Consider the following 26,710-nt stretch of genomic DNA (forward strand, 5'->3'; position numbering starts at 1 on the left):
GTAATCACTTCCTTCAACTGGATCAGAAGATCGATAGATCAGAGGCTGCAATGGCTTTCGCTGTGCCAACGCCGTGAGGGTTCGGGCTGGCGGGTCAGAGGATGGGGTCGGTGACCGGGCGCCCGCTCAGCACCTCACCGAGCGCGCGAGTCCCGTCGAGTCCGAGGAACTCGTGCGCGAACAGTGCATCGAGGTCCGCGCACCGTTGCTCGATCACCTCCGGTTGGCCCGGGGCTGGTTCGTAGTCGCAGCGAATACGGTCTGCCATCTGCCAGCTCTGCCGCGCGGCCCCACTCGCGTGAGCTCGGCACCACGCCCGCTCGAGTTCGCTCCACGGTTCGCCGGTGTCGATGTGGCGGTCCACCGCCTCGGTCAGCTCTCGCAAGTGGGTCTTGGCATAGAGGACGTGAGTCGCGTTGGCAGCCAGGAACTCCGGTCGCGGCACGGCGCGTTCACCGCTCGCGGTCAGGACGTAGTCGAGCAGCGACCGCGCCACTCCGACCGCGACCGCGGCGGTGAGCGCGCACAGCCGAGGCACGATCGGCTGCCCGTAGCAGGGCCCCGCGGCCAGCGACCCGGGTTCTGCGTGTTCGCCTTCGAGCAGTGCGGACAGAGGCATGCCCCGATGTGCGGGCACGACCTTCTCCGACAGAGATATCGAGCGGGTGCCGAGGCCGGGAAAGCCGCGGGCGGCGCGCTTGCGGGGCTGAATGGCGAATTGTTCCCGGGCGACCAGCAGCATCAGAGTCGCGCCCGCGTCGATGCGCGCGGGTACCAGGATCCAGCCCGCCCGGCGATGGCCCGGGCAGACCCAGCGCCCGCTGACCCGCCAGCCCCCGACGACCGGCACCGCCCGTGCGGCCGGACCGACTGTCGAGAACGCCACGCTCAGATGCGGGATCGGCGAGGCCACGACGGCGTTCCAGGCGTCGTCGCCGAACGCGACCGCTATCGGCGGTGTCGCCAACCGCAGCGCCGTCACCGCGCCCAGCGCCGAGTCGATCGCGGTCAGTTTCGCGACGACTTCGCATTGGGTGGCGATGCTGTGCGTGTGGCCGGTTTCGGGAGCGGACAACGCGGTCAGCTGCAAAGCCTCCAGAGCGTTCATCGCCTTATCGCTCAGGTGCCCCAGCGACCGGAAACGTGTCGCCTCCTCCGTCAGGAGATCGGTCAACGCCCCGACCGCGCTGACCGGATCCTCACCCAGCATGACCGAGTCCATATCGGTCGTGGCCCCGCTCACGCGTCCACACCTTCGCGCACGGAGTTCAGCTCGACCGGCAACAACTGGTGGCCGCAGGAGATGAAGGTATCCAGCGTCGGCAACCGCGCCGGCTCGCCGGCCAGCTTCATATCCGGGAATCTGGCGAACAGCGCAGGCAGAGCAATCGCGGCCTCGAGCCGGGCCAGGGGCGCACCGAGGCAGAAGTGCGGGCCGTATCCGAACGACAGATGCTCGAATGAGCTCCTGCTTGGGTCGAAGCCGTCGGGGCCGGGCTGGTCCGAGCTGCGGTTGGCGGCGGCGATGGCAGCGATCAGGGGATCGCCTGCCACGATCCGCCGCCCCTCCACCTCGAGGTCGGTCACCGCATAGCGCAAGGGCAGATTCGCCACCGGCGGGGCGTAGCGCAGCGTCTCCTCGATCAGCCGGGGCCAGTCGACGCCGCCCACGTGTACCTGAGCGAGCAGTTCAGGGCGGGTCAAGACCTGGTAGATGGCCTGATCGATGAGGTTGACCGTCGTCTCGATCCCGGCGGTGATGATCAGCACGAGAGTGTGGAGCAGTTCCTGCTCGCTGAGTCGGTCGCGGTCGTCGTCGCGGCGGGTGATCAACAAGCTGGTCATATCCTCCCCCGGCTCGGCGCGGCGAAGCGCGACCAGCGTGGCCAGCAACTCGACCATCTCGGCGAGATTCTCCTGCGGATCACGGCTCGGAGCGAAGATCTCACCCACGCAGGCCCGCAAGTCCGCCTGCAACTCGCCCGGCACCCCCATCAACGCCGCGATCACCCGCAACGGCACCTGCGCTGCGTACTCCTCACGAAGATCCACCACCTCGCCGTGCGGGCGCTCCGTGAGGCGATCGAGCAGCTCGCCGGTGATCTGCTCGATCTCCGGCGTCAGCGCCGCGGTCCGCCGCGCGGTGAATGCCGGCGCGACCAGCTTGCGCAGTCGCTGATGGTCAGAGCCGTGGGCGGTGAACATGTTCCGCACCCGCACCCAGGTGCTCAGCGGCCAGTCCTCCGGAATGTCTCCGGCGATGAGCGCGGGCCAGTGCTGGCAGGCGTCCTTGCTGATCCGCGGGTCGGTGAACAGTTGCTTGAGCAACGCCGGCGCGGTGATCGCCCACGCGCGAACCCTCCCGGGCAGCAGGACCGGAACCAGCGGACCCGCCGCCCGCAGCCGGGCAGCTTCCCCGGCGATATCGGCACCGGTCACATCGAAGGCATAGGGGTCGGGGGCTGAATCGAGATCGGTCGTCATACCGGCTCCATATCGAGGTTCGGTCGAAAACAGGGGGTAGGCAGAGCAAGGCGAGCTCCGATACGGGCGAAGGCCCGGATGAGGATCAGCGGCGCGGAGTCCACGCCACCGGCAGGGCTTCGAGCGCACGGTGGAACGGGCCGGGCCGCCACACCAACTTCCCCACCGGGCAGGCGAGGCGTAGTTCCGGCAGGCGGTCGAGCAGCTCCTCCACCGCGTCGATCGCCACCTGGATCGCCAAATCCCGAGCCGGGCACGCATGTGGGCCTGCCGCGAAAGCCAAATGGGCAGTGTTATGGGAGTAATCGATTCGCCCGCTGGCGTCCGGAGCCCGGGTGATCCGGGGATCGGTATTGCAGGCCGCCATTCCGATCAGTACCGGCTGACCAGCGGGCAGGGTGATGCCGTGGACCGGGCCCGCCCGGCCGCCGGGTGCGATCAGCCCGTCGATCGGGATCGGCTGCACCGGATAGCGAACGCACAAATTCGCCAAGGGCGAATCCCGGAACAGCACCTCGTGCAGCGCCTCCTCGGCCGTGCACGAATGACTCACCAGCGCATCACCGAACCGGCGATCGGTCAGCAGCAACAGCACCGTGTTCACCACCAAGTGCTGCAACGGCTCGAGCGCCGCCGCATACATCGTCAGCAGCTGTTCCCGCAGCTCCCGGCGACCCATATCCGGTGCGTGCCGCATCAACGCCGTCGGGACATCATCCCCCGGCTCCGCACGTCTGAGGTCGATCAACGCACCCAGCGACCCATCGAGAACACCGTTGACTCGCCGCGGGTCGGCCTCGGCATCGAACATCGCCGCCAGCCCCCGCGCCAGCTCGACACCGAGCTCCGGCGGGCAGCCCATCATCGAATTGATCGTCGACAAAGCCAGCGGACCGGCGTAGTCCGCGACCACGTCCATCCGGCCCCGCTCAGCGACCGCCTCCACCAGCTCGCGAGCGTGCCCGGCCACCACCTCGTGCAGCCGGTGCAGATCCACCACGCCCAACGCCGCCTTCGTGGCCCGCCGGTAACGCCCATGATCGAAACCATCGGTCCGCAGCGCGTTCCGGCGAGGCTCCATCATCGGCCTGACCGGACAGCTCCCGCTGACCGTGTCCACCCACCCACCCGGATCTGCACGAAACCGCTCCGCGTCGTACAAGATCCGCACCGCCCACTCCCACCCGATCACCAGCGTGGCGGGCACTCCGGGCGCCAGCTCGACGCGAGCGAAGTCGGGGTCATACCGGCGCATCTCCGCGTAGACGGCATGCGGATCCCGCGCGTACTCGGACGAATGCAACGCGAATACCGGCCCGTTCAAGCCGATCGGTCCGGGATGTTGAAGGACAGGGCACCCTGGTGGCGCGAAATCCTGGTTGAGTGACATTCGAGGGTGACTCCTCCACAGCAGCGACATCGTGCGCTGAATCGCGCACCCGCCGGGCGATCTGTCGAACTTCGTCTTTGGGGGCAGTTGGGTGCCACAGCCCGGCGCGGGGCCGATGACTCACAGCCAGAGCGCTGCGCATGGCAGCGGGTTCAACATGTCGGTGACAATGTCGTCGATCCGGACTCTGGCGATCTGGCGAGCTGCAGCCGCTGCCGCGAATGTGCGAGCCACCGGTGCCAACGCTTTGTAGTCCAGCCGCACGTCCGGGAACCGGTCGAAGCGCACCTCCACGTGAACTACCTCGCCGTCATCGACCGTCGGCCCTCGAGGACAAGAAGGTGATCGGTCAATGCGAGAGCCTTTGTTGCATGTGAAAAGCACCGCCGCGCCTCATGCCTCGATGATTCGGACGGTCGCAGGGACCGGTTCCACGGAGTTGCTCATGAACCCAGCGTTGCGCGGCAAATCGGTGCCTGGAACGTAGCGATTTGTAATCCACCGACCAGCCCGGAGTAGCGTGAGCAGCATGGTCGAGCCCCCGAGGACAGCCGACCACGGCGCGGAGATTGTCTACGAGGCACAGCCGTGGATCCGGGTGGATCGCCACCGAATCACGACCCCGGACGGTGTCGAGCGTCCACACCATGCGGTCCGGCTGAATCCGGTCGCCATCGTGACAGCGATCGACCGACATGGTCGCGCCTTACTCCTCCACCGGCACCGCTGGATCGTCGACAAGGTCGGTTTCGAATCTCCCGGCGGCATACTCGAGCCCGGCGAGAAACCGTCGGAATGCGCGCGCCGGGAGATGCTCGAAGAAACCGGGTTCGAAGTCGACGATCTTCGGCTCGTGGCCGAGCTGGAGCCGATGCCTGGACTCGTCGAGACTCCGCACCACGTGTTCGTCGCGGGCGTCGCCGTGCAACGGGGCCTTCCCACCGATCATGAGGAGGCCGCCGAGCTGATGTGGATACCGCTCAGCGATACCTCGCGGTTACTGACGGCTGGAAGGGTGCTCGGCGCCGGAACCGCCATCGGACTGATGTCAGCCGCCGCCCTATTCGGCCATAGGCAGCGGCCTGACTCGCCTGGCCAAGAGCTGGTGACGCCGCCGCAATCGCACTGAACCCAGTGCCTCCACCTCGGATGCGGCATGCGCCAGGGTGGTCCCCGCTTCACCAGGCTGCCGAGCTGCCAACTGGGCCTCGACCAGATCGAGGCGTTGCCCGCAGCGCGCCCTGCTGAAGTCCGAGGGCATCGCCCTCATCGAGTCGATGATCGCCCGCTCGGCGCCCGAGTCTCCGAGTCGCGCCAGGACATGACCAGTCCATCGCATGAGATGGACCTGGTCGTGAAAAAGGAAAGGAATCGACCGCGCCTCCTCTACATCAGCCAAGTTGAGATACTTCTCCGCTCGCCGCAACGCGGCGAGCGCCACCGGACCCGCGTTCGGAACGTGCGTTGCTACCTGCGCCGTCGTGGCGGCCAGCCACGACTTCATCGTCGCTGGCAGACCAGCCGACTGCCGCTCGATCGAGTCGGCCTTCGCGAGAGCGGCCCTGACCCGGCCACTCTCCGCGAGAAGAACCGCGTGCTGAGCAGAAGCGTGCACCGCGAGCACGGGACTGTCGGCTCTGGAAGCAGCAACATCGGCAGCGACGTAGTGCCGCTCCGCAGATGCGACATCTCCGAGGTCGGAGTCCTGCCAAGCGGCGAGCGATGCGGTGTCGGCCTGCACGCGAGCAATGGTCCGGCGGTCAACTCCGGAAGCCGAATGCCACATCGCCTCCAGAGTTCCGACGTAGTGCGAAGTGGACTGACGGACGTTGACCGCTCCCAGCCTGCGATCCAATCGGCGCAGGCTCTCCATGTGCTGGGTCAGAAGATCAAATAGCGAATCGCCCTCGCTCGCCACACCCGTGTCGGCGGGCTGCCTCTCCGATGGCTCCAGCACATCGCGGAGAAGCTGTTCGTGCGCCGGGTGCGGGCACAGATGCCCATTCTCCCACCTCGAAATGGAGACCCGGAGGCTCGAAGGAGCGGGCAGTTCGACTCCGACCTGCGCGGCGCGTGCTTGCATCGCATTCATCAAGCGCGTCTGTGACCAGCCACGTTTCCCCCGGAGAAGCCTGATCCTGTCCCCGTCCAATCGGCCCGTTGCCGAACAGCACCCTGCTCCCAGCACCGCCCCACCATCCGACATCGAGACCTCCTCACACGCGATTGCACCGCGACGTCGTCCCCCTATGCGCGGATAGGACCTCCATTCGGACGGCGGCTGGGGCACGCCGCCCGCTGGAAGTGAATAGAGAACAGCATGAGATGGGTGCACGTGACCGACGTACGCTGTTGACAGACAGCAGATCGGGGAAGTGTCAACGACGGGGCGGGTGCGCGGTGGATGCGACGGCATCAGCATTGCTTGGTATGAACACTGGCCGAACGGCGAGGATCCTGAAGCAGCTCAGGACCGGCAACGGCTGGAGCCTTCGCGAACTCGCCGCAAAGCTGTACTGCGACCACTCGCTGCTCTCCCGAGTCGAATCCGGTGACCGGTGGCCCAAGGACCGAGGGTGGGTCGAGCAAGCCGACATCGTCCTGGCCGGCAAGGGCCAGTTGGTCGCTGCGTGGGACGCCGATCAACGTGAGTTCGCGCGACGAGCGGACACCGTGCGCATGTTGGACCGAGCGAAACGGGAATCCGAAGCCCTCTTAGCGCTTCCCGACGCCGTCGACCTGGAAGCGATCAACGACGGGATCAGCGGCATCGCTGACTCGGCACGGTTCGAGCCGTACGACCGGACGCTCCAACGCTCACTCGAACTACGCACCGAACTCACCCGCCGCGTCCGAGCCGGAGCTCACACCCCTGAGCAACTTGGAACGCTCTACACCGCGCTCGGCCGAGTCTGCGGTGTGCTGGCCTACCTCACCCTCGACCTCGGCCAAGCCGACACGGCGCGGGTCCACGCGCAGGCTGCCTTCACACTCGGCGAGCGCGCCAACCACGACACCCTCCGGGCGTGGGCGCGCGGCACACAAGCTCTGGCCTGGCGATTCACCAAGAATTTCGAGGCCGCGCGAGACGCAGCAACAGACGGCCTCAACTACGTCAGCCAGACAACCGGGACGATGGAGTCCCGTCTCCTGTGCGGACTCGCCGCGTCGGTCGCCAATCTGGGTGACTCACACCGGGCTCTGGCGCTACTCGATGACGCCGACCGCGCTCGCGACCACGCCAGTGCCGATGAAATCTCCGGACTTTTCAGTTTCAGCGAAGCCAAACAGATCTACTACCGGGGCTTCTCGCTGATGTGGGCTGAAGAACCACAGCTGCTCCGCAAATCCGTTCGCGCTTCCGAGGACGCTATCCGAGCGTGGCAGGCGCAGCGTTCACCGGGCGACGAGATGCTCTCGCACATCTATCTCGCATCCGCAGCCGCGCGACTCGGCGATCTCGACGCGAGCCTCGCCGCCGTCGCGCCAGTGCTGGAGACCCCCATCAGCGCACATTTCAGCTGGGTACGGAAACGTCTCAACCAACTCGACGCTCTACTTGCCGCCCACTTCCCCAACTCGAGCGCTGCCGCAGCTGCCCGCGAGACGCTGCAGGCATACGTATTGGCCGCATGAAAGGCACCGCACGACCAGCGGCGACCGACAACTGCGTGATCTGTCTGTGCCGCATTCGGCCCCCGGCATCTGCGGCGGGTCGTCACATCCGGAATCGCGCGCTCAGCCAGAGTGCCCACAGCGGTTGGAGCATCGGTCAGAGGTGCAGGCCCAGATCCGGCGTTCGCCTTCGGCGGTAGTCGCCCGGTCGACGAAAATTGAGCGCCGTCGCTGCTGTCGAGGGTGTACGGGACGACGATCTGTAGCGCGGTTCCTTCGTCACCCTGAACGGCTCAGAGGACCCATGCCCGATCGCGAACGAGGCCGCTACCAGGCTGAACCCTCTGATTCCACGCTGATCCTGCTGCCGTCCCGTCGTTGAATCCGATCTCGCAGTCAGTTCCCGCGGGCCACGGGCGGGCGCGCCACGACGGAACCCGCCACGCGGACGGCGGCGTCGCCCCCGCGGCCGGCGCGCCCCTCATTGCCGTCAAGGAACCTACGAAATCGTCCACTGGCGCACCGCTCGGACCCTGGGTCGTCGTCCTCGGCGCTACTGCTCGCCGTCGACGACTACGAGTACGACTAGTTCTCCAGGATCGCGGACATAGCCTCTGGCGAGGCGCGACGGCTACACCATCCTTGGCCGCAGTGCGTAGCCGGGCACCAGCTGATCGCGCACCTGCAGCAGCGCCCGGCCATCCGCGTAGCGCAGGGTGTAGTCCACCCGACCCATCCAGAACCCGTCCACCGTCGGCACCCAGTGCGTCAGCTGGCCGCGCACCTCCCCGGCGAACTCCACCCCCGAGCCGTTCACCCGCCGCGCGGCACCAGGGTCGCGGACCAGGACCGCATCCAGGCGCACCCATACCGGCGCTGCCGGGGTGAGTGCCATGCGCTCCCAGTGCCCGGCCGGGTTGGCGAATCGGGGCTGCGGGGCGGTGCCCTCGGTCCGCGGCCCCGACTCTTTATTCGAACGCATGTGCGAATACTAGAGGGTCTGTTTCGCCGGAGTCCGGGTCATGGTCGAAGTCGGTCAGCACGTCCGTGTCGGGGCAGCACGGGCTCTAGGTCTTCGTCACGCTGGAGTTCCACGACAACAACGTGCGCATCGCCTGCGCCGGTATGCAACCCGTTGGACCCCCACAGATCAGAGCTGTGGGTCGCGATCAAGGCTGGGGACTGAATGCCCGGGTGCTTCAGCGTGCGGCTGCTGGCTGTCCCAGGCAGAGACTTCGGTGTCCAGCGTCTGGGGTAATGCTGCGGCGATCGCCGCGTCCATACCTTCGCCCGGCTGCGCCTCCGCGGTGCCGAGCGCGCGGCGGGCATGCTCGACAAGCGCGCCGGGAGCTGTGAGGTCGGCGCCTGCGCTAGGTACGACTCCGACGCCGCGGCCGGTGCGACGGAGGGATCGGATGGACTGGCGGGCGTTATCGGCGATTCCGATGGTCGCGTGGTTGCGCCATTCGGTGTCGAGGTCGTCGGGGGTGTAGTCGCGGTAGAGAAGAGCTCGGGTTTCGGCTTCGGCCGAGGCGGTCCGGGCGATTCGTCGCCGGAGTTTGTCGGGTAGTCCGTGGGCGTCGGCGGTCGCGATGGCGCGGGTGTGGAGTGCTGCCATGTTGCGCCGGAGTTGTTGCGCGGCAGCTGGTTCGGGTTCGATGGTCCCGGCGGTGGCTAGCTGGTGTTCGCGGGCGGCGGTGAGGGCGGCCATGTCGGCGATGCGGCGCATGTCGCTGTCGACGCGGGCGGGGCTGGCGCGGATGTCGGATGGCTGGGGAGTCGGCAGAAGCCGGTCGGGGTCCCAGGGGCGTCCGGTTTGGCCGGTGCGGCGGGCGTAGTCGATCCAAGGCACGGGGACGCTGGTGCTGCGGGCGCGGATTTCGGTGAGTGCGCGGTCGCGGTCGGCGGTGTCGATGTTGTCGGTGAGCTGTGCACTTTCCGGAGTGCCCGGCGCGGTGTTCTGTCGCGCTCGACGTAGTTCGGTGCCGCGAGCGGCCAGGTCGTGGATGCGGTGCAGCACGATGGCTTGGGCGGGTGGCAGGTCTTTGATACGGCGTGAGGTGGGTTCGGTCATTGTCCGGGCTCCTGCCAGATCGGCGCGGTCTGGCGCTGCGCCCAGGCGGGATCACCGCTCCAGGGCTCGGGGCCGCCGGAATGGCTGAACACCGCGGCAGGGTCACCAAAAGCGGCTGGCATCTCGCGTATCGGCTGTGCGGCGCCGACTGCTGCGTCGATGGTGTTCCCGAGATCGGAGAAGAGCGCCGGGGCGGGCGCGAGTTCACGAGCGACGGCGGGGAGCAGGGTGTCTGGGCTGGGGATAGCGGGGCTCTCGGTGATGGTGATGCCGGCGTTGGCCAGGGCGGCAGCGTGCTGGGAGGTGATGGTGGTGGAGGTCTGGGCGATCCGGCTCCAGTGCGCCGGAAGCTCGGGGTGGGGAGTATATGAAATCGTGGCGATGGCAGCAGGGGTCCAGTCGCGGTGGGCGCCCCAGAGGTCGCGGCCGAGTTCGCGGTCGATGCCGAGCAGGTTGGCGATTCCGGCGGTGCGGGCGTAGAGGGTGCGCAGGTTGCGATCGATCCCACTGGCGTAGTGGCCGGTGCCGGGGATGCGGAAGGCGTGGTGAGCGGCGGCAAGGGCGGCCCAGTGCTGGAGCTGGCGGACTTCGGTGTCGAGCCCGCCCAGCACGGTGTCCCAATCCACGGGTTCGGGCTCGGGCAGCGCGGTGTCGGGGTCGAAGGGCAGCCCTTGATCACCTTCGCGGATGGCGTGGGCGATCCACGCGGCGGGGACCGCTCCGGCACGGGCGACCTCGACCAGCGCGCGGCGCACGGCGATGTGGTGGCGTCGGGATTCGGGGCTCGGCTGCTGCGGTGCACCGTCGAGCGGGGACCGCTGCCCGGTGGCGGATGTTTTCTCGGTGGCGAGGATGCGTGCCCGGTGCTGGATCGCGGCCAGCACTCTGGTCTGGGGCTCGGTCGGGGCCTTCATAACCGGCCTCCTCGGGCCGGTATTCCGTCGCGCGCTTGGTGGGGGCGGGTCTGGTGGGTCGTCGCGCTGGTGCCCGGTGTGGGCTCGTCACTCCCACCGGAAAGCAGGTTCTGACCGTGGTGCGTACTGGGTCCGAAAGTCCGGCGGACGGGCCCCGGGCCGAGTCCGGTCATCGTTCGGCCCCGTTCCCGGCAGGACCGGTAGGCCCGGAAGCCTGTTCGGAGCCGCTTTCCCACCGGTCCGGTTCTCCGGTGACGTCGAGAACTTCACCGCGGCTGGTGTGGAGGTCTGTCGCGATCTCGATCGCGGTGCTGCTGGTGCGGATGTCAAGGTCGGTGACAGTCGTGGCGCGTCGGGCAGGCGCCAGGGCTGCGGTGATCGCTGGGATCAGGGTGTCGAGGTCGGGCAGGGCTGGAGTTCGGGTGAGCGAGATTCCGGCGCCGTGCAGGGTGTTGTTCTGCGTGGTGTAGGTGGTGGTGTCGACGCGCACGAGTTCACGGGCGCGGGCGTCACGGTCGATGACGGTGAGGTCGGCGACGTGGCTGGCGGCTACGTGAATCCAGTCCTGATCGGCTCCCCAGATTTCGTGGCCCTGGTCGCTGGTCAGGCCGAGGACGTTGGCGATGCCGGTCGTGCGGGCCCGCATGATCCGCAGGTGGATATCGACAGCGGTGGACAGGCGCGCCGAGCCTGCTGAGGGGTGTACCTGGTAGTCGGCGGCGAGCCCGGCCAGCTCCTGCAGTCTTCGGATGTCGGTGTCGAGGTCGCCGAGCACGCGGTCCCAGTCGATTGGTTCCGGGGCGGGCAGACGCTTGCCCGGAACCCACGCGAGGCCGCGGACGCCGCGGCCGCGGACGTGGTCGGTCCAGGTCTTCGGGATAGCGGCGGCGTGCGCGGCCTCGGTCAGGGCTTCGCGGTCGATGGCGTAGTGGTGGAAGTACTCGTACCAGGAGCGTTCGGGTCGCTTCCCGGTCGCGGCCTGCTGAGCAGCGGCATCGTTGCTGAGCTCGGTGAGCGTGCGGGACATCCGGTGCAGCGCGACCAGCACCCGCGACTGACTCTCGGTCGGGCCGCTCATCGCGGTGGGCCTTCGCTCAGCGCTCGGCCGATGGCGCGAAAGTCAGGCCCGAACCCGAGCCTCTCCACCCGGGCCGTCGCACCGGAGGGACCGAACCAGTTCGCCGGGGTGGGGTCGGCGGGCAGGCCCGGCAGGTCGACGTGGTGGTCGGGGGTGCAGCGGTGCAGGGGGCCGTTGGCCGCGTCGAGGATGGCGCGCATGTGGGGATCGATGTGGCGGACGAACAAGGTGCTCATCGCGGTCTCGTCGTCGGCGATGCGGGCGCCTTCGAAGCCCGCGTGCAACGCGGCGAACCGTAGAGCCACGCTGTGGTGGCGCCACCATTGCCTGCACCACGTGTATTGGCCTTCCCGGTTGTTGGCGGCGATGCGGTAGGAGGTGACCGGGAGCAACCACTGCTCGGCGAAGTCGCTGTAGTGGGCGAAGAGCCGCTTCGGCTTCCCGATGTCCTCACCACCCGAGACGTCTTCGAACTTCGGTTCGGGGGTGGTGCGGCGGAAGTAGCCGGGCGGGACGGGGTCGAAGGACAGGGTCGGTGTGGGGGTGTGGTGGGCGCGGGTGCAGCGGTGCAGCGGGCCGGTGGCAGCGTCGAGCACCACAGCGAGGTGGGCGTCGAGGTGCCCGAGCAGGAACGTGCTCAAGGCTGTGGCGCTGCTGGTGCGGCGCTGAGCTTCGAAAGCACGATGGAGGTGGGCGAAGCGGACCGCCACCGGCCGGTGCAGCCAGTAGCGGCGGCACCATGTGTAGGTGTCCTCCCGGCTGGCCTCGGCCAAACGCACCGTGATCGCCGGCAACAACCATTTCTCGACGAACTCGACAGTCGTTCGGTAGGCAGGCGGCTGGCTCGGCACCGTCGCGCCGACCGAACCCGGTCCGGCAGGGCTCGGCGCGGTCACGAGACCGCTCCCCCGGTGTCGGTGTTCGCGGCGGGGAGGGCGGGTTTGTCGAAGCGGGCCAGCGAGGCACGAATCAGGGGTGCGTAGGTGGTGTCGGACCACCAGATCTTGCGCACCAGCACTGGTCCGTGCCCGGGAAGCCGCACCAGCGCACGGTCTTTGGGCAGGGCGGCCAGCAGGGCGACGTCGAGGATGGGCTCGGCGCGCCAGGACAGAGTGCGGTTGGTGCCGCCGGGGCCGTGGGAGCGGGAACGGTCAGCGACGTCATGCTGGCCCGTCATCGCCGACCAGTGCTCGAGGTAGCCGGTCGCGGCGATGCCGCCGCCGTAGACCTCGATGGACTGCGCGCGCATCGTGGCCAGGCCGTTGGCGCCCCAGAGGTCTTCACCTTGTTCGAGGACCTGCAGGATGGTGATCAGGATGATCCCGCACCCTCCGGCGTAGGTGTAGTAGGACGGGAGTTCGGAGATGCGAGCACAGTTGGCGGCTTCGTCGAGCACCGCCAGCAGCGGGACCGCGAGCCGCCCGTCGGGGCGCGCGCGGGCGGTCTGCAGGCCGGCTTCCAGGATCTGCCCGACCAGCGCCGAGGTCAGTGGGGTGGCGCCGTCCGGGCCGGCCATCGATAGCGCATACAGGGTGTCGGTCGAGGTCACGAACTCGCTGGGTATGAACTGCGGCAGTGAATGTGTGCGCGGCTGCTCCGCCCGGTCCACCGCGACCCGGATGGCGCGGGTCGTGGGGTTGGTGACCTCCCGCGCGGTCAAGCGCGCGCGCTGGGGTGGGGTGATCAGGCGGGCGTAGCCCTCATCGGAGAGGACGTTGAGGAAACGCCTGGCCATGTCATAGAGGCCGTCGCGCTGGCGGGCGTAGAGGCCCTGGCATTCCAGGATCCGCTCGGCCGGACGGGGGTGGTCGCTGTGGCGCAGGATCAGGGCGGGTGTCTGGTCCTGGTCGCGGCCGAGCCATTCGGCGACGTGGAGCAGATCGCCTTCGGCGCGGGCGGCGGCGAAGACATAGAGAGCGAGCAGTTCCTGGGCGCCGCCATCGAAGTAGCTGTCGACCTTCGCGTTCGCGGCCTGCGCGGCGGTGCCGGTGGAGGCGGAGACGAAGAACCCGGCGAGCTTGCGGGCGGCGGGCAAGGTGTCGACCTGGGCGAGCAGGTCGACCCAGAACCCGCACTCGACCGCGCCCGACACGCCCTGCAGATCGCACACCCAGACCTTGCCGTCTTGTTCGCGCCCGAATCGGGTGTGCCGCAGCAGGTCTGGCTTGTTGCTGGTGGCCAAGCACGGCCCCCACGCCGACACTACGGCTGGAATCGCCCACGCCATGGTCTTGCCGGTGCGGGTGCCGGCGGCGATCGTCACGCCGAGCTCGGTCGGCACGAACAGCTCCACGCCCCCGACCAGTGTGCGGCCCAGCGGTGGACCGGGAAGCTCCCGGACAGCGGGAGGTGCGTCGCGGAGCAGGCGCTGGTTGGCGGCGAGGTTGTCGCGGGCGCGGGCAATCCGGATCCGGCCGGGTTGCTGCATGGTGCGCGCGGCCGCGTCGATCTCGCTGCCGCTGCTCCACCGGTGCGCACCGGCCGCCGCGGCGGCGATGGCGACGGCGATGAAGGCGACGGCCAGCACGCTGGACTGCCACGGCCAGGCGTGGCTGCCTGCCGCAACCTGCAGTAGCGCGGCGGGTGGGCTGGCGACCAGGGGCAGCCCCGCCCACCAGCTGCCGATGTTGAGCGCCGACCAGAGCAGCAGCCCGAAACCGAGCAGCGCCAGAAAAGCCAGCAGCAAGGCGGTCTCCTCGCCGAGACCGCGTTTGGTGCGGCGGCGGGCCTGTCGTACGGAGAACACAATGTCACCTCAGATCGGTTGTAATTGAACAAATTTCGCTTCGGTGAGCGGGTGTCATGGCGCGATCCCGATGTCAGCGCCGCGCCTGGCGGAGTCGAGGTAGGAGCTGTCGACGGGCTCGGGCGCGGGCCATTGCGGCGCGCCCGAGGTCGGCGGGAGTGCTGCCTCGACGGCAGCCGAAACCTCACCGCCCGGTCCGGAACCGGCTTCGGCGCCTACCGTGCCGAGGCCGGGTGCCGGATCTGTGACCGCCGCCGAGGCAACCGAGCCGCCACCCGCGGTCCGCAAATCGGCGAGTTCGGCGTGCGCGCGATCGCGTTCTTCGGTCAGGCGGGCGATCCGGCCGCGCACGGGGTCGCCGGGCTGCTGGTACCAGTAGGTGCCTTCGAGCCCGGCACGGTAGACAGTGTCGACATCGGTGGCCGGGACTCCAGCCAGGGCGGCGGCGCGACGCGCGGCGCGCATGGCCTCGGACAGGGCGTCCAGCTTCGCGAGGTGGGCTTGGTCGTGATCGGGCTCCCCGGTCCAGCCGTCCCAGCCCTCGGCGCCGGACGCGAGGTTGGTGTGTTCGGCGGCCACGTTCTGTAGCTGGCGCAGCGCCGTGATCTGCCTAGCCTCGACGACCTGTTCGTCGTCGTAGGCGTAGTCCACCGCTGCGGTAGCGATGTGAGCGGGCAGCAGCCCAGCACCAGCACTATCGTCGCCGGGGTCTGGGGTGGGTTCGCCGAGGAGGCGGGCGGTGTTGGCGATGATCGCCTCGACCTGCTCGGGCCGCAGGTCGGGTCCGCGCCCGCCCAGAGCCCGATCGGCCGCAGAGGCCGGACCGTGCTCGACGGCGGGGCCGGGTTCGGGAGGCCGCCAGCGAGCGCCGTCCTGGTCGGAGCCGTTGATCCGATATTCGACGTGGCCGGTGATCTCCGCGGCTTGGCGTAGGGTGCGCCAGACCGAGTCCGCGACCATGCTGCGGCCCTCGGCCTTGGCTCGGCTGACCTGGGAAAACGCAACCCGGGTGGCTTCCGGCTGGGATTCCCAACCGGCGACGGCAGCGTCGAGCTGATGCCACAGGCTGCGGTGGTCGAGGCTGTCGTGGCGGCCCCACCGCACCGCCAGTGCATCGGCCTGCAGCGCGAATTCGCGCTGCTGGTCGATGGTTTCGCCGTAGGGGCCGATCTCACGGAGGTGGTGGTAGCGGGTGAAGTCGGCTCGTAACTGTGCTTCGAGGGGGTCGGCGTCGTGGTAGTAGGCGGGGTCGGTGCGTCCGCTGGGCGGATCGGGCCAGCTCATCGCCCGGCCTCACGACCGAGCAGCGGCACCGCCTGTGTGGGCAAGTAGGTGGGTGGGGTGGTGGACATCGTCGACCTCCGTGGGAGGAAGGCAGGACCGCGCGCTCCAATTGAGAGCAGGCGGTGTGGATGTCCCCTGACTGGGCAGGTTCGATGTCGCGGTCAGTACCCGTGACCACAGCACCGACAGGTCGAACTCTTCGCAGGTAGATAGAGAAGGTGGGTCGAGAGTTGGGACTCCTTCGGGCAGGTCAGTACGGGTCGGATTCGATACCGGGCGAACGGTCACCAGCGGTGAGGTTGGTGGGCTCGTCGGTTTGCGTGGGCCAACGGTCGTGACCGCCCGACAGGGCGGAGTCGATGGCGGCAGTGAGCACGCCAGCATCGAGAGCAGAGTCGCTGTAGGCGGCAGCAACCTCGACCGAGATTCTGTGCGCGGTGGCGGTGGCGGCATCGAGGAATCGGCGTGGCGAAGGTGGCACAGCGGCTCGCGGCGCGGTCGCGGGATCGTTTGCGGCATAGGGGGGCACGGTGAGATCGGTGCGCGACTGCGCGTAGTAGTTCCATTCGTGGGCCACGCTGAGCTCGTCATAGCCGGTGAGGCGCTGGGCGTGGGCGCGCCGGGCGCCTTCCGCACCGGGACCCCACAGCCGGTCGCCCTCAGCCGGGGTGATCTCGGCGGCGCGGGCCAGCGCGGTGACTCGGCGCCGGTGAAGCGACATGTTCTGACCGAAGCGCAGCTCGGCGCGGGGCTGGGCACCCAGGCTCCACCGGCCCTCGGCCTGGCCGCCGGCGCGCGCTGCAGCTACTGCGGCCATGCGCTGCAGGTGCCACAGGTCCAGGCTGAGCATGTCCATGCAGAACGCCTGCCGCGGGTCCGCACGCGCCGGAAGCGCCGCGGTCGCGTCGCGGTCGGGTCGCTGGTGGGCGCTCAGGGCTCCCAGCGTGCGGGCGTCAGCGATCCAGACTGGTTGCGCCCCCGCGCTGAGCGCGCTCTGCTCGGCGTGTTCGCGCTGGGCTTCGAGGACGTCGAGTCCTGCCCGCCAGGCGGCGCGGGGATCCTCGCCGGGTTCGCGTGGTTCGAAGTTCGCCCACCCGGCGGCTTGGACGCGGGAGTGCTCACCGGCCAGGAACCGAATGCGGGCCAGCAGTTCGGCCTGCCACCTCAGTACCGACATCGGCAGGTCTACGGGGTCCGGGTTCGCCATCATCGAGCCTGCTCACTCCGGGTTACCGGGCTCGGCGCCGCGTCCACGCGCACCGTTGGAGGTGGGTCCGGTGTCGGGTTCGGTGTCCCAGGCCGCGGCGTGGTCGGTGGGGAGCGCGGCCCGCACCGCCCGCTCCAGCGCGCGGTCGCCAACGGCGAACGGTTCGGTATCAGCGATGGCGTCGGTGGCGTCCTGGATCATCCGCCACACCACCGGTGGGCTGACCGCGCGCTGCGAGGCCGGGGTGTGGACGGCGAGGTTGGCGGTGGCGCGGTGGGCTTCGTGTTCGAGGCCGGGCCAGCCGTAGATCTGCCATCGCTCGACCAGCGCGGCGTTGTCGTAGCCGCGCACCGTCACCGCGACCAGGTGCTGCCAGCCGACGCGGTCGCGGCCCCAGATCGCGGCGCCTTCGGCGGGGGTGAGCTCGACGGCGTGGGCGGTGGCGTCCGCGCGTTCCCACACCGCGAGCAGATTGCGCTGCAGCCGCTGATAGGTTGCCGAATCCTCGGGCAGTTGCCCCTGAGCGACGCGGTGCTGGTACTCGGCGATCACCGCAGCGGTGTGCTCGAGGTGCCATACATCGTGGGCGATGCCCCCGACCATGTGCGCGCGCACCGGCTCCTCGCGGTGTCCGCTGATCGGCGGGGCGTTCCCGCGCTCGCTCCACTGCTGCCCGCGCTCACCGCCCGCGCGCGCCCAGGCGATCGCCTCGGGTGAGATCCCGGTCGCCAGCGCATGGATTTCGGACTCGGTGCGCTCGGACTCGAGCGCGCGCAGATGCGCCCGCCAGCTCAGGACCGGAACCGCGCTGCCCGCGGTGCCAGGGTCGTGGGCCGGGAACCCCGAGCGGAGCACTCGCGCGTGGGTGGCCGTGGTGTTCTGAATGCGTTCGAGCAGCCGCAGCGACCACGGTGGCAGCCGGTCCAATTCCGATCTCGGATAACTCATCAGAAGGCCTCATTTCTGTGGCAAGAAAGTCGTAACCTGTTCGCGCAGAACGAAGTCAGGGATCCAGCCCCGGCGCGCGCACCCGTGTCGGACCTTGGGCTCGGGCCGCGGCCTCCAGTCCGAGCTCCGCTACCTCGCTCAGCTGGGCGTTATCAACGCCGGTCGCGGCGATCGCCTCGCTGATCACCGCCCCGGCATCGGTGTCCGGTGCGGGGTCGCTCGCCTCGGCGGCGGTGTGGGCCAGGTGGGCGGCAATGCTCAGATCAGCGGCCAGATCGGCTGCCGCACCCGCCCCGGTGACGGGTGCCGCCGTGAGTTCCCGCTGCGCCGACGCCGCCCGTGGGGGCCTGTCGGCGTCGACACGCTCGACGTCGACGATCTCGGCGTCAATGATCGCGGCGGGGTCGAGTTCGACGTCGATGACGTAGCCCGCAGGAGTGGTCGCAGTCCCGCGAGCGGCGGGACCCTGTTTCTGCTTTCCGGGTTCTCCCGGTGCCGGTGCTGTTGCGACGTCGCCGGGGTCGCGGCCGGTGTCGTCGATGAGGCGTTCGCGGTATGCGGCAGCGTCGGCGGCGTGCTGCTCGGACAGATCCGCAGCAGCATCGGCGGCGGCGAAGCCAGCGGTCGCGGCCATCGCCTCGCCATCGGGGCCGGTCGCGGTGAGGGTGTCGGTGAGGTCGGTGGCGCGGTCGCGGATATCGATCAGCAGTTGCTTGTACTGCTGGTCGAGCTCGTGCAGTTCGTCGAGGCGTATTTCGCGGTTGGTGTGGGCGGTCCGCTGGTCGGTGTGGGTCTCCTCGCGGTGCCGATACTCCTGATCGTCCAGCCGAGTGCGGCGGGCGAGGTCAGCGTCGGCCCGCTCGATCCCGCGGCGATTGACGCGCTGGTCCATGCGGTGGGCTTCCCCACCGCGGCGGATCCGCGCCTGGACCTCGTCGACCTTCGCGGCGGCGAGTGTCGCGGCCTGCTCGCGGGCCTCCCCCGCCGCGTCGACGCGAAGCCCGTGCTCGATCAGCGACCGGCCCTCCCGGGTCTCGGCCAGGCGCATCTGCTGACGGTGCGCAGCCACCGAACGGGCATCGCCACCCCGGCTGCGCACCATCGCCGCGGTGGAGTGCGCCGTCTGCAACGCCTGCACGAACCCCTGCCGCAGCGCTTGGCCACTCTCCTCGACCGGATCTCCGCTCACCCCCGCACCCCCAACCCAGCCAGCTGCCACCCCGCCCCAGCCCTGGGGCGGGCAGTGAGGGCGTAGACCGCGAACACCAACGACGCCTGACCGACCGGAGTGACGGTGACCGCGAGGACCCGGTTCACCTCGGTCTCGGTGTCGGGCGGATGGTCATCGCGCTCGATGTCGACGGTGGTCACGAGGGTGGTGTTCTCGGTGCGCCAGCGCTGCCACTGCCCGGTCGTCACCGGCGCCCAGACCAGTGACGCCTCGCGCCCGGACTCGATCAGTCCGGGGTCGAGCAGCGGTGCCGCGGCGATGAAGGCGAAGCGCGGGTCGGGCTGTTCCGCCGGCCGGTAGTCGAAGATGGCGCGGATCGCCGTGGTGAGGACCTGCTCCGGGGCACACGGATCCACCGCGGCGAACGGCGCCGGAAACGCCGCGTCCCGGCAGCCCGGTCGTGCTGGAGGTTCAGCGGCGGTGCTGCAACCGACCGCGACGAGGGCGGCGGCCGCGATGGCGAGCATGTGCTGGGTCGTGTTCATGTGATGTCCTGCCCGTGCTGGTCGTAGAGGCGGGCCAGGTCGGCGGTGGTCCAGTGCACCGGGCCGGGCCGGTGACATTGCTCGGCGGCGGGGTGGTGCAGCGACTGGACTGCCACGTGCAGGTCGATCGCGACCGCGGCGGCTTTGTCCCGCAGGACGTCGCGGTCGACGCCGCGTCCTCGCGCGAGCACCAACTGCAGCGACGCGGCGTCGGCGCCCCACTCGACCCGCGCTGCCCCAGCCAGCCAGATCGCCTGGCCTGCCGCCATCTCAGCCGCGCGCGCTCCGTCACCGCGGGTCACATAGCCCGGGAGAACGTCGTGCCACAGGATTCGGTCGTCGGCACCGGCGATGAGGAAGCTGTTCATCGTCGCCGCCGAATACAACACCAGCCGCGGGCCGCTCGCGGCGCGTCCGGCCAGCCGGCGGGCCGATGCCCGGCGGCGGATCTCGCGCTGACGCACGCCCTCGAAATCGATCTCCGCGATCTCCAGCAGCGCGGTCGCGAACCGGTCGAATGCCGTCCGATCACCGAAGCCGTGCGCGACGGCCAGGTCACGGAATTGGGCGACGCGGGTGAAGGTGCGCAGTTGCTCGGCGCACGCGGCGACCACGAACTCCGCAGTACCTATCCCGTGGGTGAGGGGCGGGAGGATTGTCATGACGCGCGACCTCCTGAGTTGATGCCGCCGCCCGCGGATGCTTGCGGGGTGTAGCGGCGAATGTCCATCCGTTCGCCCTCCCACGCCGACAGCGGGGTGAGGGTCACGGTCTGGCCGGTCTGCGGGGCGTGCAGCAGCAGATCGCGGCCGGATTCGTCGCGGCCGTAGTAGATCCCGACGTGATGGGAGTCCGCATCGCCCGGGGCGGTGAAGAAGACCAGATCCCCCGGTGCGCGCTGCGCGAACGGCACCTCCTGCGTAGCGGGGTGGTCTTGCTGGGCTTGGGTGTAGTGCGGGAGCCGGATCCGCCCGCCGGAGGCGTGGTATACCGCGTACAGGGTCAGCCCCGAGCAGTCGAACCCGCCGCCGGTCGGGCCGCTGGTGTCCCCGCCGCCCCACACGTACGGGGTGCCCATCCAGCGAGCCGCGTGCGCGATCACCGCCTGCCCGAACGCGCTGGACTCCCCCGGCACCAGCGCTCCGGAATCACCTGCTCCGCAGCCGGGCGCCATCGAACTGGAACCGGAGCGAGGCGTCGCCCCCGGGTCGACATCGGCGAAGGCGGCGTAGAGCTGGCGGGCCAGATCTAGTTGCCCGGCATACGCATTCGGTGCTGAGCGCTCGATGGCTTGGGCAAGCTGCGCCGGAGACATCCCCGCGGCCGCGGCACCGATCTTCTCGGCTTGGTCGTAGAACCAGTTGATCTGGTGGACTGGGTTCATGAGAGTGGCGATTCCGACCGAACCCCAGACGCTGGCGCGCAGCTGGTGCGGGCCGATCGAGTCGTGGTCGTAGCCCAGCCCGTCGTTGCTGTAATTCAGCGACTCCGGCACCGAGGGATTGGCCAGATTTCGGAACGACGACTCCGTCGCCAGAGCGGCGAGCTCGGCGACGATCACCGGCTCGGGCATCCGCCGCTGCAAGCCGATCGCCACCCCGTTGCGCGCCATCACCAGCTGGGATTCGCTCAGCCCTGCCACCGACCGCCCCGCGGGCCCGCTCATCCCGGCGCCGTGCGCCGAGGCCAGCGGCACGGTGCAGCTCGCGCCCTGCTCGGCACCGACCACCGCCAAGAGCAACGTCAGCACGAGCACCGGGACGGCGGACACTGCGGCGGATACTGTGCGTGAAGAGGTTTTCATTCGCCGCTCACCCGGTGGCCTCGTCGCGATCGGCCACATGGTCGAAGCGGCGGTTGGTGTTGTGCACGTCCGCGCCACGCTCGGTAGGCGTGAAAACCATCCGAAAAGGAATCCCCGGCTCGTCGGCCTCACCGGTCTTGAGCAGGAAACAGCCTGTACCGGGCGGGGATTCGCGGCGGGCGGGGTCGAGATCGTCGTCGCTGGGCGGGCGCGGCGCCGCCCACGAGGTCACCAAGAGCTTCTCGGTCTCGGTAATCCCGACCACGCCCCGGATCCGGTTGATCTCTTCCGGCCCGACCGGGCCGACCAACTTCGCCCTGGCCCGCTCGAACATCCCCAATGCCTTGGCCTGGGCGGTCGGGGAGTCGAACGCCGCGAGGTCTTTGATGGTGTGGCTGCACATGATCAGCCCGGTACCGAGAGTGCGGTTCAACCGGGTCAAGGCATCGACCCGGTCGACCATGAACTCCCCGGCACCCAGCACCCGCCAGATCTCGTCCATCACGACCTCGAACAGCCGCGGCGGCGCGAGCCCGGCATCGGCGAGCGCGTGCGCGGCGGCCACCGCGCCGAACCCCTCCGACCAGCACACCATCAACACCGCCGCCAGCAACTTGGTATCACCGTCGGGAATGCGGGACACATCCACACACACCGCCGGACTCACTAAATCCAGCCGGGTGGTCGTCGGCCCGTTGAAGATCGCCCCGAACGGCCCCTCGACCAGCGCGCGCAGCGAGCGGCGCAGCGTCTTGGTCGCGGCCCGGTAGGAAGCTTCGTCGTCTTCCTCGGCGAAGTGCCGCAAACGCTCACTGCCACCCGAGATCACCGCGAGCAGATCCGACAGCAATGGCGGATGCTCGTGATCGAACTCGGTCGACGAGTTGTAGAGCTCGCGCAACCCGGCTGCGAGCAGTACTTCCTCGTAGTCCGCGACCCGGGCACCGCGCACCAGCTCGATCAGGCCGGCGACGATGTTGACCTGCCCGGCTTCGATCCGAGCGGCGACCTGGCGACGCTGATCCGGGTCGGAGAGCTGGCTCAGGCTCGCCCCGAGCGCTCCGACATCGAGCGGATTCAGCGTGCCGTGCCCGTAGCCGACATCGACCACTTGCCCACCGAGTTCGATCACGAGGTCGCGGTAGTCGGGTTTGGTGTCGCCCATGCACAGCACCGTTTCTCCCGCCGCGACGGCGCCGGTGACGATCCGACGAATCAGTGAGGATTTCCCGAATCCGTTGAGGGCCAGGACGAATGCGATCGGCGCGGTGATGAAGCCGCGGAGGAACCAGCTCATCGGGTCGAAATGCACCGGGGCGCCGGTGATGTAGTGCGTCCCGACCGGGGTTCCTACCGTTGGTGCGCTGGCGCCGACCGCGAAGGGCCATAGCCCGGCAACCTGGGCGGTGGTGGCCCGCCATTCCGGGGTGGCGGCGATGGAGGAGGTGCGGCCGCCGCCGGGCCCGCGGTAGCCGCGGTCGGTCAGCGCTGGGGACGATCGGTCGAAGCCATCGCGGGCGGCGGGATTCGCCTCCAGCCGGCGCGCGGCGGTGGCCCGTCGATGATCATCGCTCGATATCGCCCATCGCGCGCGCCGCCCACGCAGACCGGGCGCGGCGACGGCCTCCTCGGTCGCGGCGCGTGCGGCCGGGGTCAGCACACGCACGCCCGCGACGATCTCGGTGCGCCTACGCGCAGCACTCTTCTTCCCCACTGTCGGATTCCTCATGCCGAGACCCGCTTCGAGATCGAAGCGTGCTCGGGCAGGATGAGCCCGATCCCGAGGGACGCGGCGAAGCCTGCGTCCTGGCTGCCGTAGCAGCGGCGCACGCTCAGCCGCGATGCCGCGGCCATCGCCTTCACCGAGGCCTCGATGCCAGGCAGGTCGCCTTCGAGCAGGTCGGTCACGGTGATCAGCACCCCGAAGCGCGTCAAGCCAGCGCCGCGGGCCTGCTCTTCCCGGGAGGCGCCGGTATTGGCGACCCGGATCTTCGCGGCCGCGCTGGCGATCCCCCGTTCGGTTTGCTCGGCGGCGACCGCGTCCCGGAAGTCGGAGTCGACCAGACTGGTGGCCTCGGCGGCGGAGTGCGGGCGATACACGACCGCAACGCGTTTGCGGGGCACGTCCGGGCGCGGGCGCAGCAGCTCTTCGAGCACGGTCTCCATCACCGCACCGCGCGGGGCGGCGTCCATCTCCCAGGTGATCGATCGGGCGCCGTCGTGGATGTAGTGGTCCCACCGGTTCACGTGCGCGACCGGGCCGACCGAGTCCCAGGACTGGGTGCTGGTGATGTCGAGGCCGGCGGCTTCGACATCACGTTGGGCGGCGAGGTCGTAGCGGCTGCGGACCAGCCCCAGGACCTCCCATGCCTGCAGCGGGGTGGCGGGGAGCCCGGCGCGGGCGAGCTGGGACAAAACTCCCTGCAGGCGTTGCCCGATCTCGCGGGCCTGCTCGGCCTCGTCGCGGCGGATGCGACCGCGGCCGATGGCACGGTAGGTGATGGCGACGCGTGCTTCGATGCGGACTCCGACCCCGCCGGTGTCGGCGGCGGCTTCGCGCATCACCGCCCGCGCGTATGCCGGGGCGTCGGGGCGAACCAGGCGGGTGACTTCGCGAGTCTGTTTGAGCCGGGTTTCCAGGACGTTGTCGAGCACGGAGACCACCGCGACGACCTCGCCGCCGCGGCTCTGAGTGGCCAGGAAGTGACCGTAGGCCTCGACCCAAGCATCGATGCGGGACTGGTCGACCAACTCTTTCCCGCGCGAGATCACCCGCATGACCACCGTGTAGTGGTCGCTGCGGCGGACATGGATCATCGCGAACCGTTTGCCGCCGGGCGTCTCGTACTCACTGAGGCGCGAGTCGGCAAGCAGACCGGGCAACTTCGCGATGCCGGGGATGGTCATGAAGCGGCCAGCGCGGTAGACGTGCTCACCGCGCCCGCGCGCCATCACGAACTGAGCGCGCACCAGCAGCAGCTCCCACCCGGTTCGCCCGCCTCGCGTGATCACCAGCGGGGTGAATACCGCCGCGCCGATGGTGATCGTGCCCAGCGCTACCAGCGGCGAGCGGGTGACCATGAAGCCGAGCATCACCGCGATGATCAGACCGAGCCCGAGCATCGAGGCACCCCAGGTCAGCCCGAAGAAGCCGGCGCTGCGGGGGCGCTCCCACCGCCCGTACATCCGCGTGGTCATCGCCGCACCTCGCCCGGGCCGAGCGCATCCGGATCCAGACCACCCTCGGTCGCATTACGGGTTTCGCTTTCCATCGCTGAAACACCAGACTTCGCAGCGTCTTTCGCCACCTGCCCGGCCATGACCGCCGCACCGGCAGGACCAGCGCCTGCTGCGGCCGCGGCTTCCCCACCGCCCGCTGGCGCGCCACCTACCGAGCCCGCACCAGCACCCGGCTTCGGCGCCACGCCCGCGGACCGGGCCCCGCCGCCGGAACCCGGCGATATCGACCCGCCACCGGAACGGCCGTGGCTCCCGTCGCCGCTGTCAGCAGCCGCACTCGCGTCGCTGCCGCCGCCGGGCATCGCGCGCCCGCCGCCGCCCGCGCCGCCGGGCGGGGTAGGGCTGCCGCTCGGCGCCCCGGTCCCACCGTGCCCGGTATCGTTCTCGCTCGCGGTGCGGGCCTGCGAGCGGTCACCCACCCCCGCCATCGCGATACCCGCCGCGCCGCCGGCCAGCGCTGCACCGGCTCCTCCACCGCCGCCGAGGACCGAAACTGCGGGCGCAACCAGGCGGATCAGCGCGGGCAGCACCACCACGCTCATCACCAGCAGGATCAGCCCGAGCAGCACCTGCTGCGGGTCCTGCTGGTCCTGGCCACCGATCACCGTCAGCGCGATCGCGTAGACCAGGGCGCCGACCGGTTTGTAGAGCACGAACGCCAGCGCCCAGCCGAGCAGTCTCTTGTACGCCTGCGAACCCGGCCCGGTCCCCGCCGCGGCGGCTGCCAGCGGGATCACCGCGACGACCACGATCAGCAGCGCCTGCCTCACGACGAGCATCACGAGCTGGGCGAGCGCACTGATCGTGCCGAGCAGCCCGATCACCAGCAGCACGCCGGTGCCCAGCTGTGCGGGCCCGCTCACGGTGTTGAGGTCGATGGCGTGCTCGATCGCGCGGGCCCAGTCGCCGCGGGTGACGTCGGTGAGTACCCAGTCCGAAAAGGCGTCACCGGCGCGGGTGCCGACGGTGACGACCGCGGCGAAGCCCATCGAGGTGAACACGGCGCGAGCGAGCATCAGGACGCTCTCCTGAGCCTCCCCGGCCAGCGCGGCCCGTTTCGCCATGGCCAGCCGGCCCGCGGCGAAGATGAGCCCGGTGGTGAGCAGCAGCACCTGGAGCCCGCCGCTGTACTCCCGGATGGCCGCCAGCGCCGGTCCGGGTTCACCGCCGGCACCGGTCAGCTGCGGTGCGGGCAGGTCGGTCCACCAGGTCATCGACCACTTCAGCAGGCGACCGAAGCTGTCGAACAGGTTGTCGGCGAGGTCATCGAGCACTGATCCGGCGGCGTCGGTGACGGCTTCGCCGAGTTGGTCGCACACCTGCTGAGGGCCCAGGGGCAGATCACACACATCCGGAGCCGGCAGCTGCTCCCGGCCGGGCAGGAGTACGGGAGTCATGCGCCTGCCCTCCATATCCCGAATCCGTCGAGGGTCATCACCGTCTGGCCGGGCCCCCAGAGGCTTTCCGGGTTGTCGACTCGCACACGCCAGTCGCCGTCGATCCAGGCCATCGGCCAGCTGGCCATGGTGTAGCCGAGGTCGGCGCGGGTGGCGATCTGCACGACCGCGAAGTCGTCGGCGAAGCCCGGGGCGACCCGGATGCCGTCGGGCACCACCACGTAGCGACCGACGTTCGGCGTACGGGTGCGGGCGCGGGCGCGGGTGAACCGGTCGAGCAACCCGGCGTGATCGCCGTAGTAGCGTTCGCGCACCACCCGCTGCCACACCCCGTCGGGCGCGGCCAGTGCGCGCGCCAAGGCGTCGAGCGCGGCCAGCGCCGCGCCTTGGGGAGTTCGTGCGAATCCCGCCGCGATCCCGCTGTCGATCCGCTCCGGGCCGTCGCTACCCGAGACCGGCAGTGCCGCGCCTCCCCAGCCACGCTGCCACTGCATCCGCGCCGGGACACTGCTTCCATAGTCGGGTCGCTGCCAGGCCGGTCGAGTGCCGGCATCCTGCGGCAGAGCAGTCCCTGCCTCGCTGTTCGTGGTTTCGAGGCGGTTGCCGAATACGTCCGCTCCCGGTGGCAACGGTGTCGGCGAGGACGACGTGGCGGCGACGGTCGCCGTCGGCCTCTCAGGGCCGACGGGGGCGGTCTCCTCGTGGTCGGAGTCGACGATCGTCAGCACGAACGCTGCGGCCACGACCGCGACGATCCCGGCGAGCAGGATGATCAGCAGACGGTAAGACTTCACGAGCGGCCACTCCTTCTCG

24 protein-coding genes are annotated in these 26,710 nt (G+C 69.6%); 2 read left to right on the plus strand and 22 right to left on the minus strand.

The features are described 5' to 3' along the window. Positions 1–94: 94 nt before the first annotated feature. The 4 genes from ACFUJ1_RS18085 to ACFUJ1_RS18100 all read right to left on the minus strand — a co-directional run bounded on the left by ACFUJ1_RS18085 (position 95) and on the right by ACFUJ1_RS18100 (position 4,168). Positions 95–1,243 carry a hypothetical protein gene (locus ACFUJ1_RS18085; RefSeq protein WP_378646955.1) on the minus strand — a complete coding sequence of 383 codons (1,149 nt, stop codon included), beginning with the start codon at positions 1,241–1,243 and terminating at the stop codon, positions 95–97. Beyond that, positions 1,240–2,484 (minus strand): cytochrome P450, encoded by a 1,245-nt coding sequence (locus tag ACFUJ1_RS18090; protein WP_378646957.1) that lies wholly within the window; start codon positions 2,482–2,484, stop codon positions 1,240–1,242. Before ACFUJ1_RS18090 ends, ACFUJ1_RS18085 begins: the two co-directional genes overlap by 4 nt. 85 nt (positions 2,485–2,569) lie before the next feature. After that, on the minus strand, positions 2,570–3,874 hold the full coding sequence (locus ACFUJ1_RS18095) for a cytochrome P450 (RefSeq protein WP_378646959.1): 1,305 nt from the start codon (positions 3,872–3,874) through the stop codon (positions 2,570–2,572). Between the two features lie 120 nt (positions 3,875–3,994). Further along, positions 3,995–4,168 carry a hypothetical protein gene (locus ACFUJ1_RS18100; RefSeq protein ID WP_378646961.1) on the minus strand — a complete coding sequence of 58 codons (174 nt, stop codon included), beginning with the start codon at positions 4,166–4,168 and terminating at the stop codon, positions 3,995–3,997. Between the two features lie 235 nt (positions 4,169–4,403). Between ACFUJ1_RS18100 and ACFUJ1_RS18105 the strand changes: the two genes are divergently transcribed. Beyond that, the gene (locus ACFUJ1_RS18105) at positions 4,404–5,003 is read left to right on the plus strand and encodes an NUDIX hydrolase (protein ID WP_378646963.1); all 600 of its coding nucleotides are present in this window, start codon (positions 4,404–4,406) and stop codon (positions 5,001–5,003) included. Here the strand turns inward: ACFUJ1_RS18105 and ACFUJ1_RS18110 are convergent. Next, positions 4,935–5,966 carry a hypothetical protein gene (locus ACFUJ1_RS18110; protein WP_378646965.1) on the minus strand — a complete coding sequence of 344 codons (1,032 nt, stop codon included), beginning with the start codon at positions 5,964–5,966 and terminating at the stop codon, positions 4,935–4,937. The two genes, ACFUJ1_RS18105 and ACFUJ1_RS18110, sit on opposite strands and share 69 nt — an antisense overlap. 338 nt (positions 5,967–6,304) lie before the next feature. On the opposite strand from ACFUJ1_RS18110, the gene ACFUJ1_RS18115 reads away from it, so the two are divergent. Further along, the gene (locus ACFUJ1_RS18115) at positions 6,305–7,510 is read left to right on the plus strand and encodes a multiprotein-bridging factor 1 family protein (protein ID WP_378646967.1); all 1,206 of its coding nucleotides are present in this window, start codon (positions 6,305–6,307) and stop codon (positions 7,508–7,510) included. A 610-nt stretch (positions 7,511–8,120) separates the two neighbouring features. Here the strand turns inward: ACFUJ1_RS18115 and ACFUJ1_RS18120 are convergent. The 17 genes from ACFUJ1_RS18120 to ACFUJ1_RS18200 all read right to left on the minus strand — a co-directional run bounded on the left by ACFUJ1_RS18120 (position 8,121) and on the right by ACFUJ1_RS18200 (position 26,691). Beyond that, complete coding sequence (locus ACFUJ1_RS18120) at positions 8,121–8,471, minus strand: hypothetical protein (protein WP_378646969.1); 351 nt, start codon at positions 8,469–8,471, stop codon at positions 8,121–8,123. Between the two features lie 168 nt (positions 8,472–8,639). Next, a complete protein-coding gene (locus tag ACFUJ1_RS18125) occupies positions 8,640–9,563 on the minus strand; it encodes a hypothetical protein (protein ID WP_378646971.1) in 924 nt (307 codons plus the stop codon). After that, positions 9,560–10,477: a hypothetical protein gene (locus ACFUJ1_RS18130; protein ID WP_378646973.1), complete on the minus strand. Its 918-nt coding sequence runs from the start codon at positions 10,475–10,477 to the stop codon at positions 9,560–9,562. Before ACFUJ1_RS18130 ends, ACFUJ1_RS18125 begins: the two co-directional genes overlap by 4 nt. A gap of 169 nt (positions 10,478–10,646) precedes the next feature. Then, the gene (locus ACFUJ1_RS18135; protein WP_378646975.1) at positions 10,647–11,555 is read right to left on the minus strand and encodes a hypothetical protein; all 909 of its coding nucleotides are present in this window, start codon (positions 11,553–11,555) and stop codon (positions 10,647–10,649) included. Then, on the minus strand, positions 11,552–12,451 hold the full coding sequence (locus ACFUJ1_RS18140) for a DUF4913 domain-containing protein (protein ID WP_378646977.1): 900 nt from the start codon (positions 12,449–12,451) through the stop codon (positions 11,552–11,554). Before ACFUJ1_RS18140 ends, ACFUJ1_RS18135 begins: the two co-directional genes overlap by 4 nt. Further along, the gene (locus ACFUJ1_RS18145; protein WP_378646979.1) at positions 12,448–14,301 is read right to left on the minus strand and encodes a type IV secretory system conjugative DNA transfer family protein; all 1,854 of its coding nucleotides are present in this window, start codon (positions 14,299–14,301) and stop codon (positions 12,448–12,450) included. The genes ACFUJ1_RS18140 and ACFUJ1_RS18145 overlap by 4 nt, the downstream gene beginning before the upstream one ends. A 54-nt stretch (positions 14,302–14,355) precedes the next feature. Continuing rightward, positions 14,356–15,585 carry a hypothetical protein gene (locus ACFUJ1_RS18150; protein ID WP_378646981.1) on the minus strand — a complete coding sequence of 410 codons (1,230 nt, stop codon included), beginning with the start codon at positions 15,583–15,585 and terminating at the stop codon, positions 14,356–14,358. Between the two features lie 250 nt (positions 15,586–15,835). After that, complete coding sequence (locus ACFUJ1_RS18155) at positions 15,836–16,795, minus strand: hypothetical protein (protein WP_378646983.1); 960 nt, start codon at positions 16,793–16,795, stop codon at positions 15,836–15,838. Positions 16,796–16,804: 9 nt separating this feature from the next. Continuing rightward, the gene (locus ACFUJ1_RS18160) at positions 16,805–17,740 is read right to left on the minus strand and encodes a hypothetical protein (protein WP_378646985.1); all 936 of its coding nucleotides are present in this window, start codon (positions 17,738–17,740) and stop codon (positions 16,805–16,807) included. A gap of 55 nt (positions 17,741–17,795) precedes the next feature. Continuing rightward, positions 17,796–18,929, minus strand: coding sequence for a hypothetical protein (locus ACFUJ1_RS18165; protein WP_378646987.1), 1,134 nt, complete (start codon positions 18,927–18,929; stop codon positions 17,796–17,798). After that, positions 18,926–19,456, minus strand: a complete 531-nt coding sequence (locus ACFUJ1_RS18170; protein ID WP_378646989.1) for a hypothetical protein — start codon at positions 19,454–19,456, stop codon at positions 18,926–18,928. The genes ACFUJ1_RS18165 and ACFUJ1_RS18170 overlap by 4 nt, the downstream gene beginning before the upstream one ends. Next, the gene (locus tag ACFUJ1_RS18175; RefSeq protein WP_378646991.1) at positions 19,453–20,118 is read right to left on the minus strand and encodes a hypothetical protein; all 666 of its coding nucleotides are present in this window, start codon (positions 20,116–20,118) and stop codon (positions 19,453–19,455) included. Before ACFUJ1_RS18175 ends, ACFUJ1_RS18170 begins: the two co-directional genes overlap by 4 nt. Then, positions 20,115–21,227, minus strand: a complete 1,113-nt coding sequence (locus tag ACFUJ1_RS18180) for a C40 family peptidase (RefSeq protein ID WP_378646993.1) — start codon at positions 21,225–21,227, stop codon at positions 20,115–20,117. Before ACFUJ1_RS18180 ends, ACFUJ1_RS18175 begins: the two co-directional genes overlap by 4 nt. A gap of 40 nt (positions 21,228–21,267) precedes the next feature. After that, complete coding sequence (locus tag ACFUJ1_RS18185) at positions 21,268–22,926, minus strand: hypothetical protein (protein ID WP_378646995.1); 1,659 nt, start codon at positions 22,924–22,926, stop codon at positions 21,268–21,270. Positions 22,927–22,985: 59 nt separating this feature from the next. Continuing rightward, positions 22,986–24,458 carry an SCO6880 family protein gene (locus tag ACFUJ1_RS18190; protein ID WP_378646997.1) on the minus strand — a complete coding sequence of 491 codons (1,473 nt, stop codon included), beginning with the start codon at positions 24,456–24,458 and terminating at the stop codon, positions 22,986–22,988. Continuing rightward, positions 24,455–25,912 carry a hypothetical protein gene (locus ACFUJ1_RS18195; RefSeq protein WP_378646999.1) on the minus strand — a complete coding sequence of 486 codons (1,458 nt, stop codon included), beginning with the start codon at positions 25,910–25,912 and terminating at the stop codon, positions 24,455–24,457. Before ACFUJ1_RS18195 ends, ACFUJ1_RS18190 begins: the two co-directional genes overlap by 4 nt. Continuing rightward, positions 25,894–26,691 carry a hypothetical protein gene (locus ACFUJ1_RS18200; RefSeq protein ID WP_378647000.1) on the minus strand — a complete coding sequence of 266 codons (798 nt, stop codon included), beginning with the start codon at positions 26,689–26,691 and terminating at the stop codon, positions 25,894–25,896. Before ACFUJ1_RS18200 ends, ACFUJ1_RS18195 begins: the two co-directional genes overlap by 19 nt. Between the last annotated feature and the right edge of the window lie 19 nt (positions 26,692–26,710).

It is taken from the genome of Nocardia sp. NPDC057227 (assembly GCF_042669725.1).
In the GTDB taxonomy this organism is placed as follows: Bacteria; Actinomycetota; Actinomycetes; order Mycobacteriales; family Mycobacteriaceae; genus Nocardia; species Nocardia asteroides_A.

Bases quoted from the DNA above. Each gene is read 5' to 3' on its own strand.
- ACFUJ1_RS18090 (WP_378646957.1), bottom strand. From the start codon at position 2,484: ATGACGACCGATCTCGATTCAGCCCCCGACCCCTATGCCTTCGATGTG.
- ACFUJ1_RS18095 (WP_378646959.1), bottom strand. From the start codon at position 3,874: ATGTCACTCAACCAGGATTTCGCGCCACCAGGGTGCCCTGTCCTTCAA.
- ACFUJ1_RS18105 (WP_378646963.1), top strand. From the start codon at position 4,404: ATGGTCGAGCCCCCGAGGACAGCCGACCACGGCGCGGAGATTGTCTAC.
- ACFUJ1_RS18110 (WP_378646965.1), bottom strand. From the start codon at position 5,966: ATGAATGCGATGCAAGCACGCGCCGCGCAGGTCGGAGTCGAACTGCCC.
- ACFUJ1_RS18115 (WP_378646967.1), top strand. From the start codon at position 6,305: ATGAACACTGGCCGAACGGCGAGGATCCTGAAGCAGCTCAGGACCGGC.
- ACFUJ1_RS18120 (WP_378646969.1), bottom strand. From the start codon at position 8,471: ATGCGTTCGAATAAAGAGTCGGGGCCGCGGACCGAGGGCACCGCCCCG.
- ACFUJ1_RS18125 (WP_378646971.1), bottom strand. From the start codon at position 9,563: ATGACCGAACCCACCTCACGCCGTATCAAAGACCTGCCACCCGCCCAA.
- ACFUJ1_RS18130 (WP_378646973.1), bottom strand. From the start codon at position 10,477: ATGAAGGCCCCGACCGAGCCCCAGACCAGAGTGCTGGCCGCGATCCAG.
- ACFUJ1_RS18135 (WP_378646975.1), bottom strand. From the start codon at position 11,555: ATGAGCGGCCCGACCGAGAGTCAGTCGCGGGTGCTGGTCGCGCTGCAC.
- ACFUJ1_RS18150 (WP_378646981.1), bottom strand. From the start codon at position 15,585: ATGAGCTGGCCCGATCCGCCCAGCGGACGCACCGACCCCGCCTACTAC.
- ACFUJ1_RS18155 (WP_378646983.1), bottom strand. From the start codon at position 16,795: ATGATGGCGAACCCGGACCCCGTAGACCTGCCGATGTCGGTACTGAGG.
- ACFUJ1_RS18160 (WP_378646985.1), bottom strand. From the start codon at position 17,740: ATGAGTTATCCGAGATCGGAATTGGACCGGCTGCCACCGTGGTCGCTG.
- ACFUJ1_RS18170 (WP_378646989.1), bottom strand. From the start codon at position 19,456: ATGAACACGACCCAGCACATGCTCGCCATCGCGGCCGCCGCCCTCGTC.
- ACFUJ1_RS18175 (WP_378646991.1), bottom strand. From the start codon at position 20,118: ATGACAATCCTCCCGCCCCTCACCCACGGGATAGGTACTGCGGAGTTC.
- ACFUJ1_RS18190 (WP_378646997.1), bottom strand. From the start codon at position 24,458: ATGACCACGCGGATGTACGGGCGGTGGGAGCGCCCCCGCAGCGCCGGC.
- ACFUJ1_RS18195 (WP_378646999.1), bottom strand. From the start codon at position 25,912: ATGGAGGGCAGGCGCATGACTCCCGTACTCCTGCCCGGCCGGGAGCAG.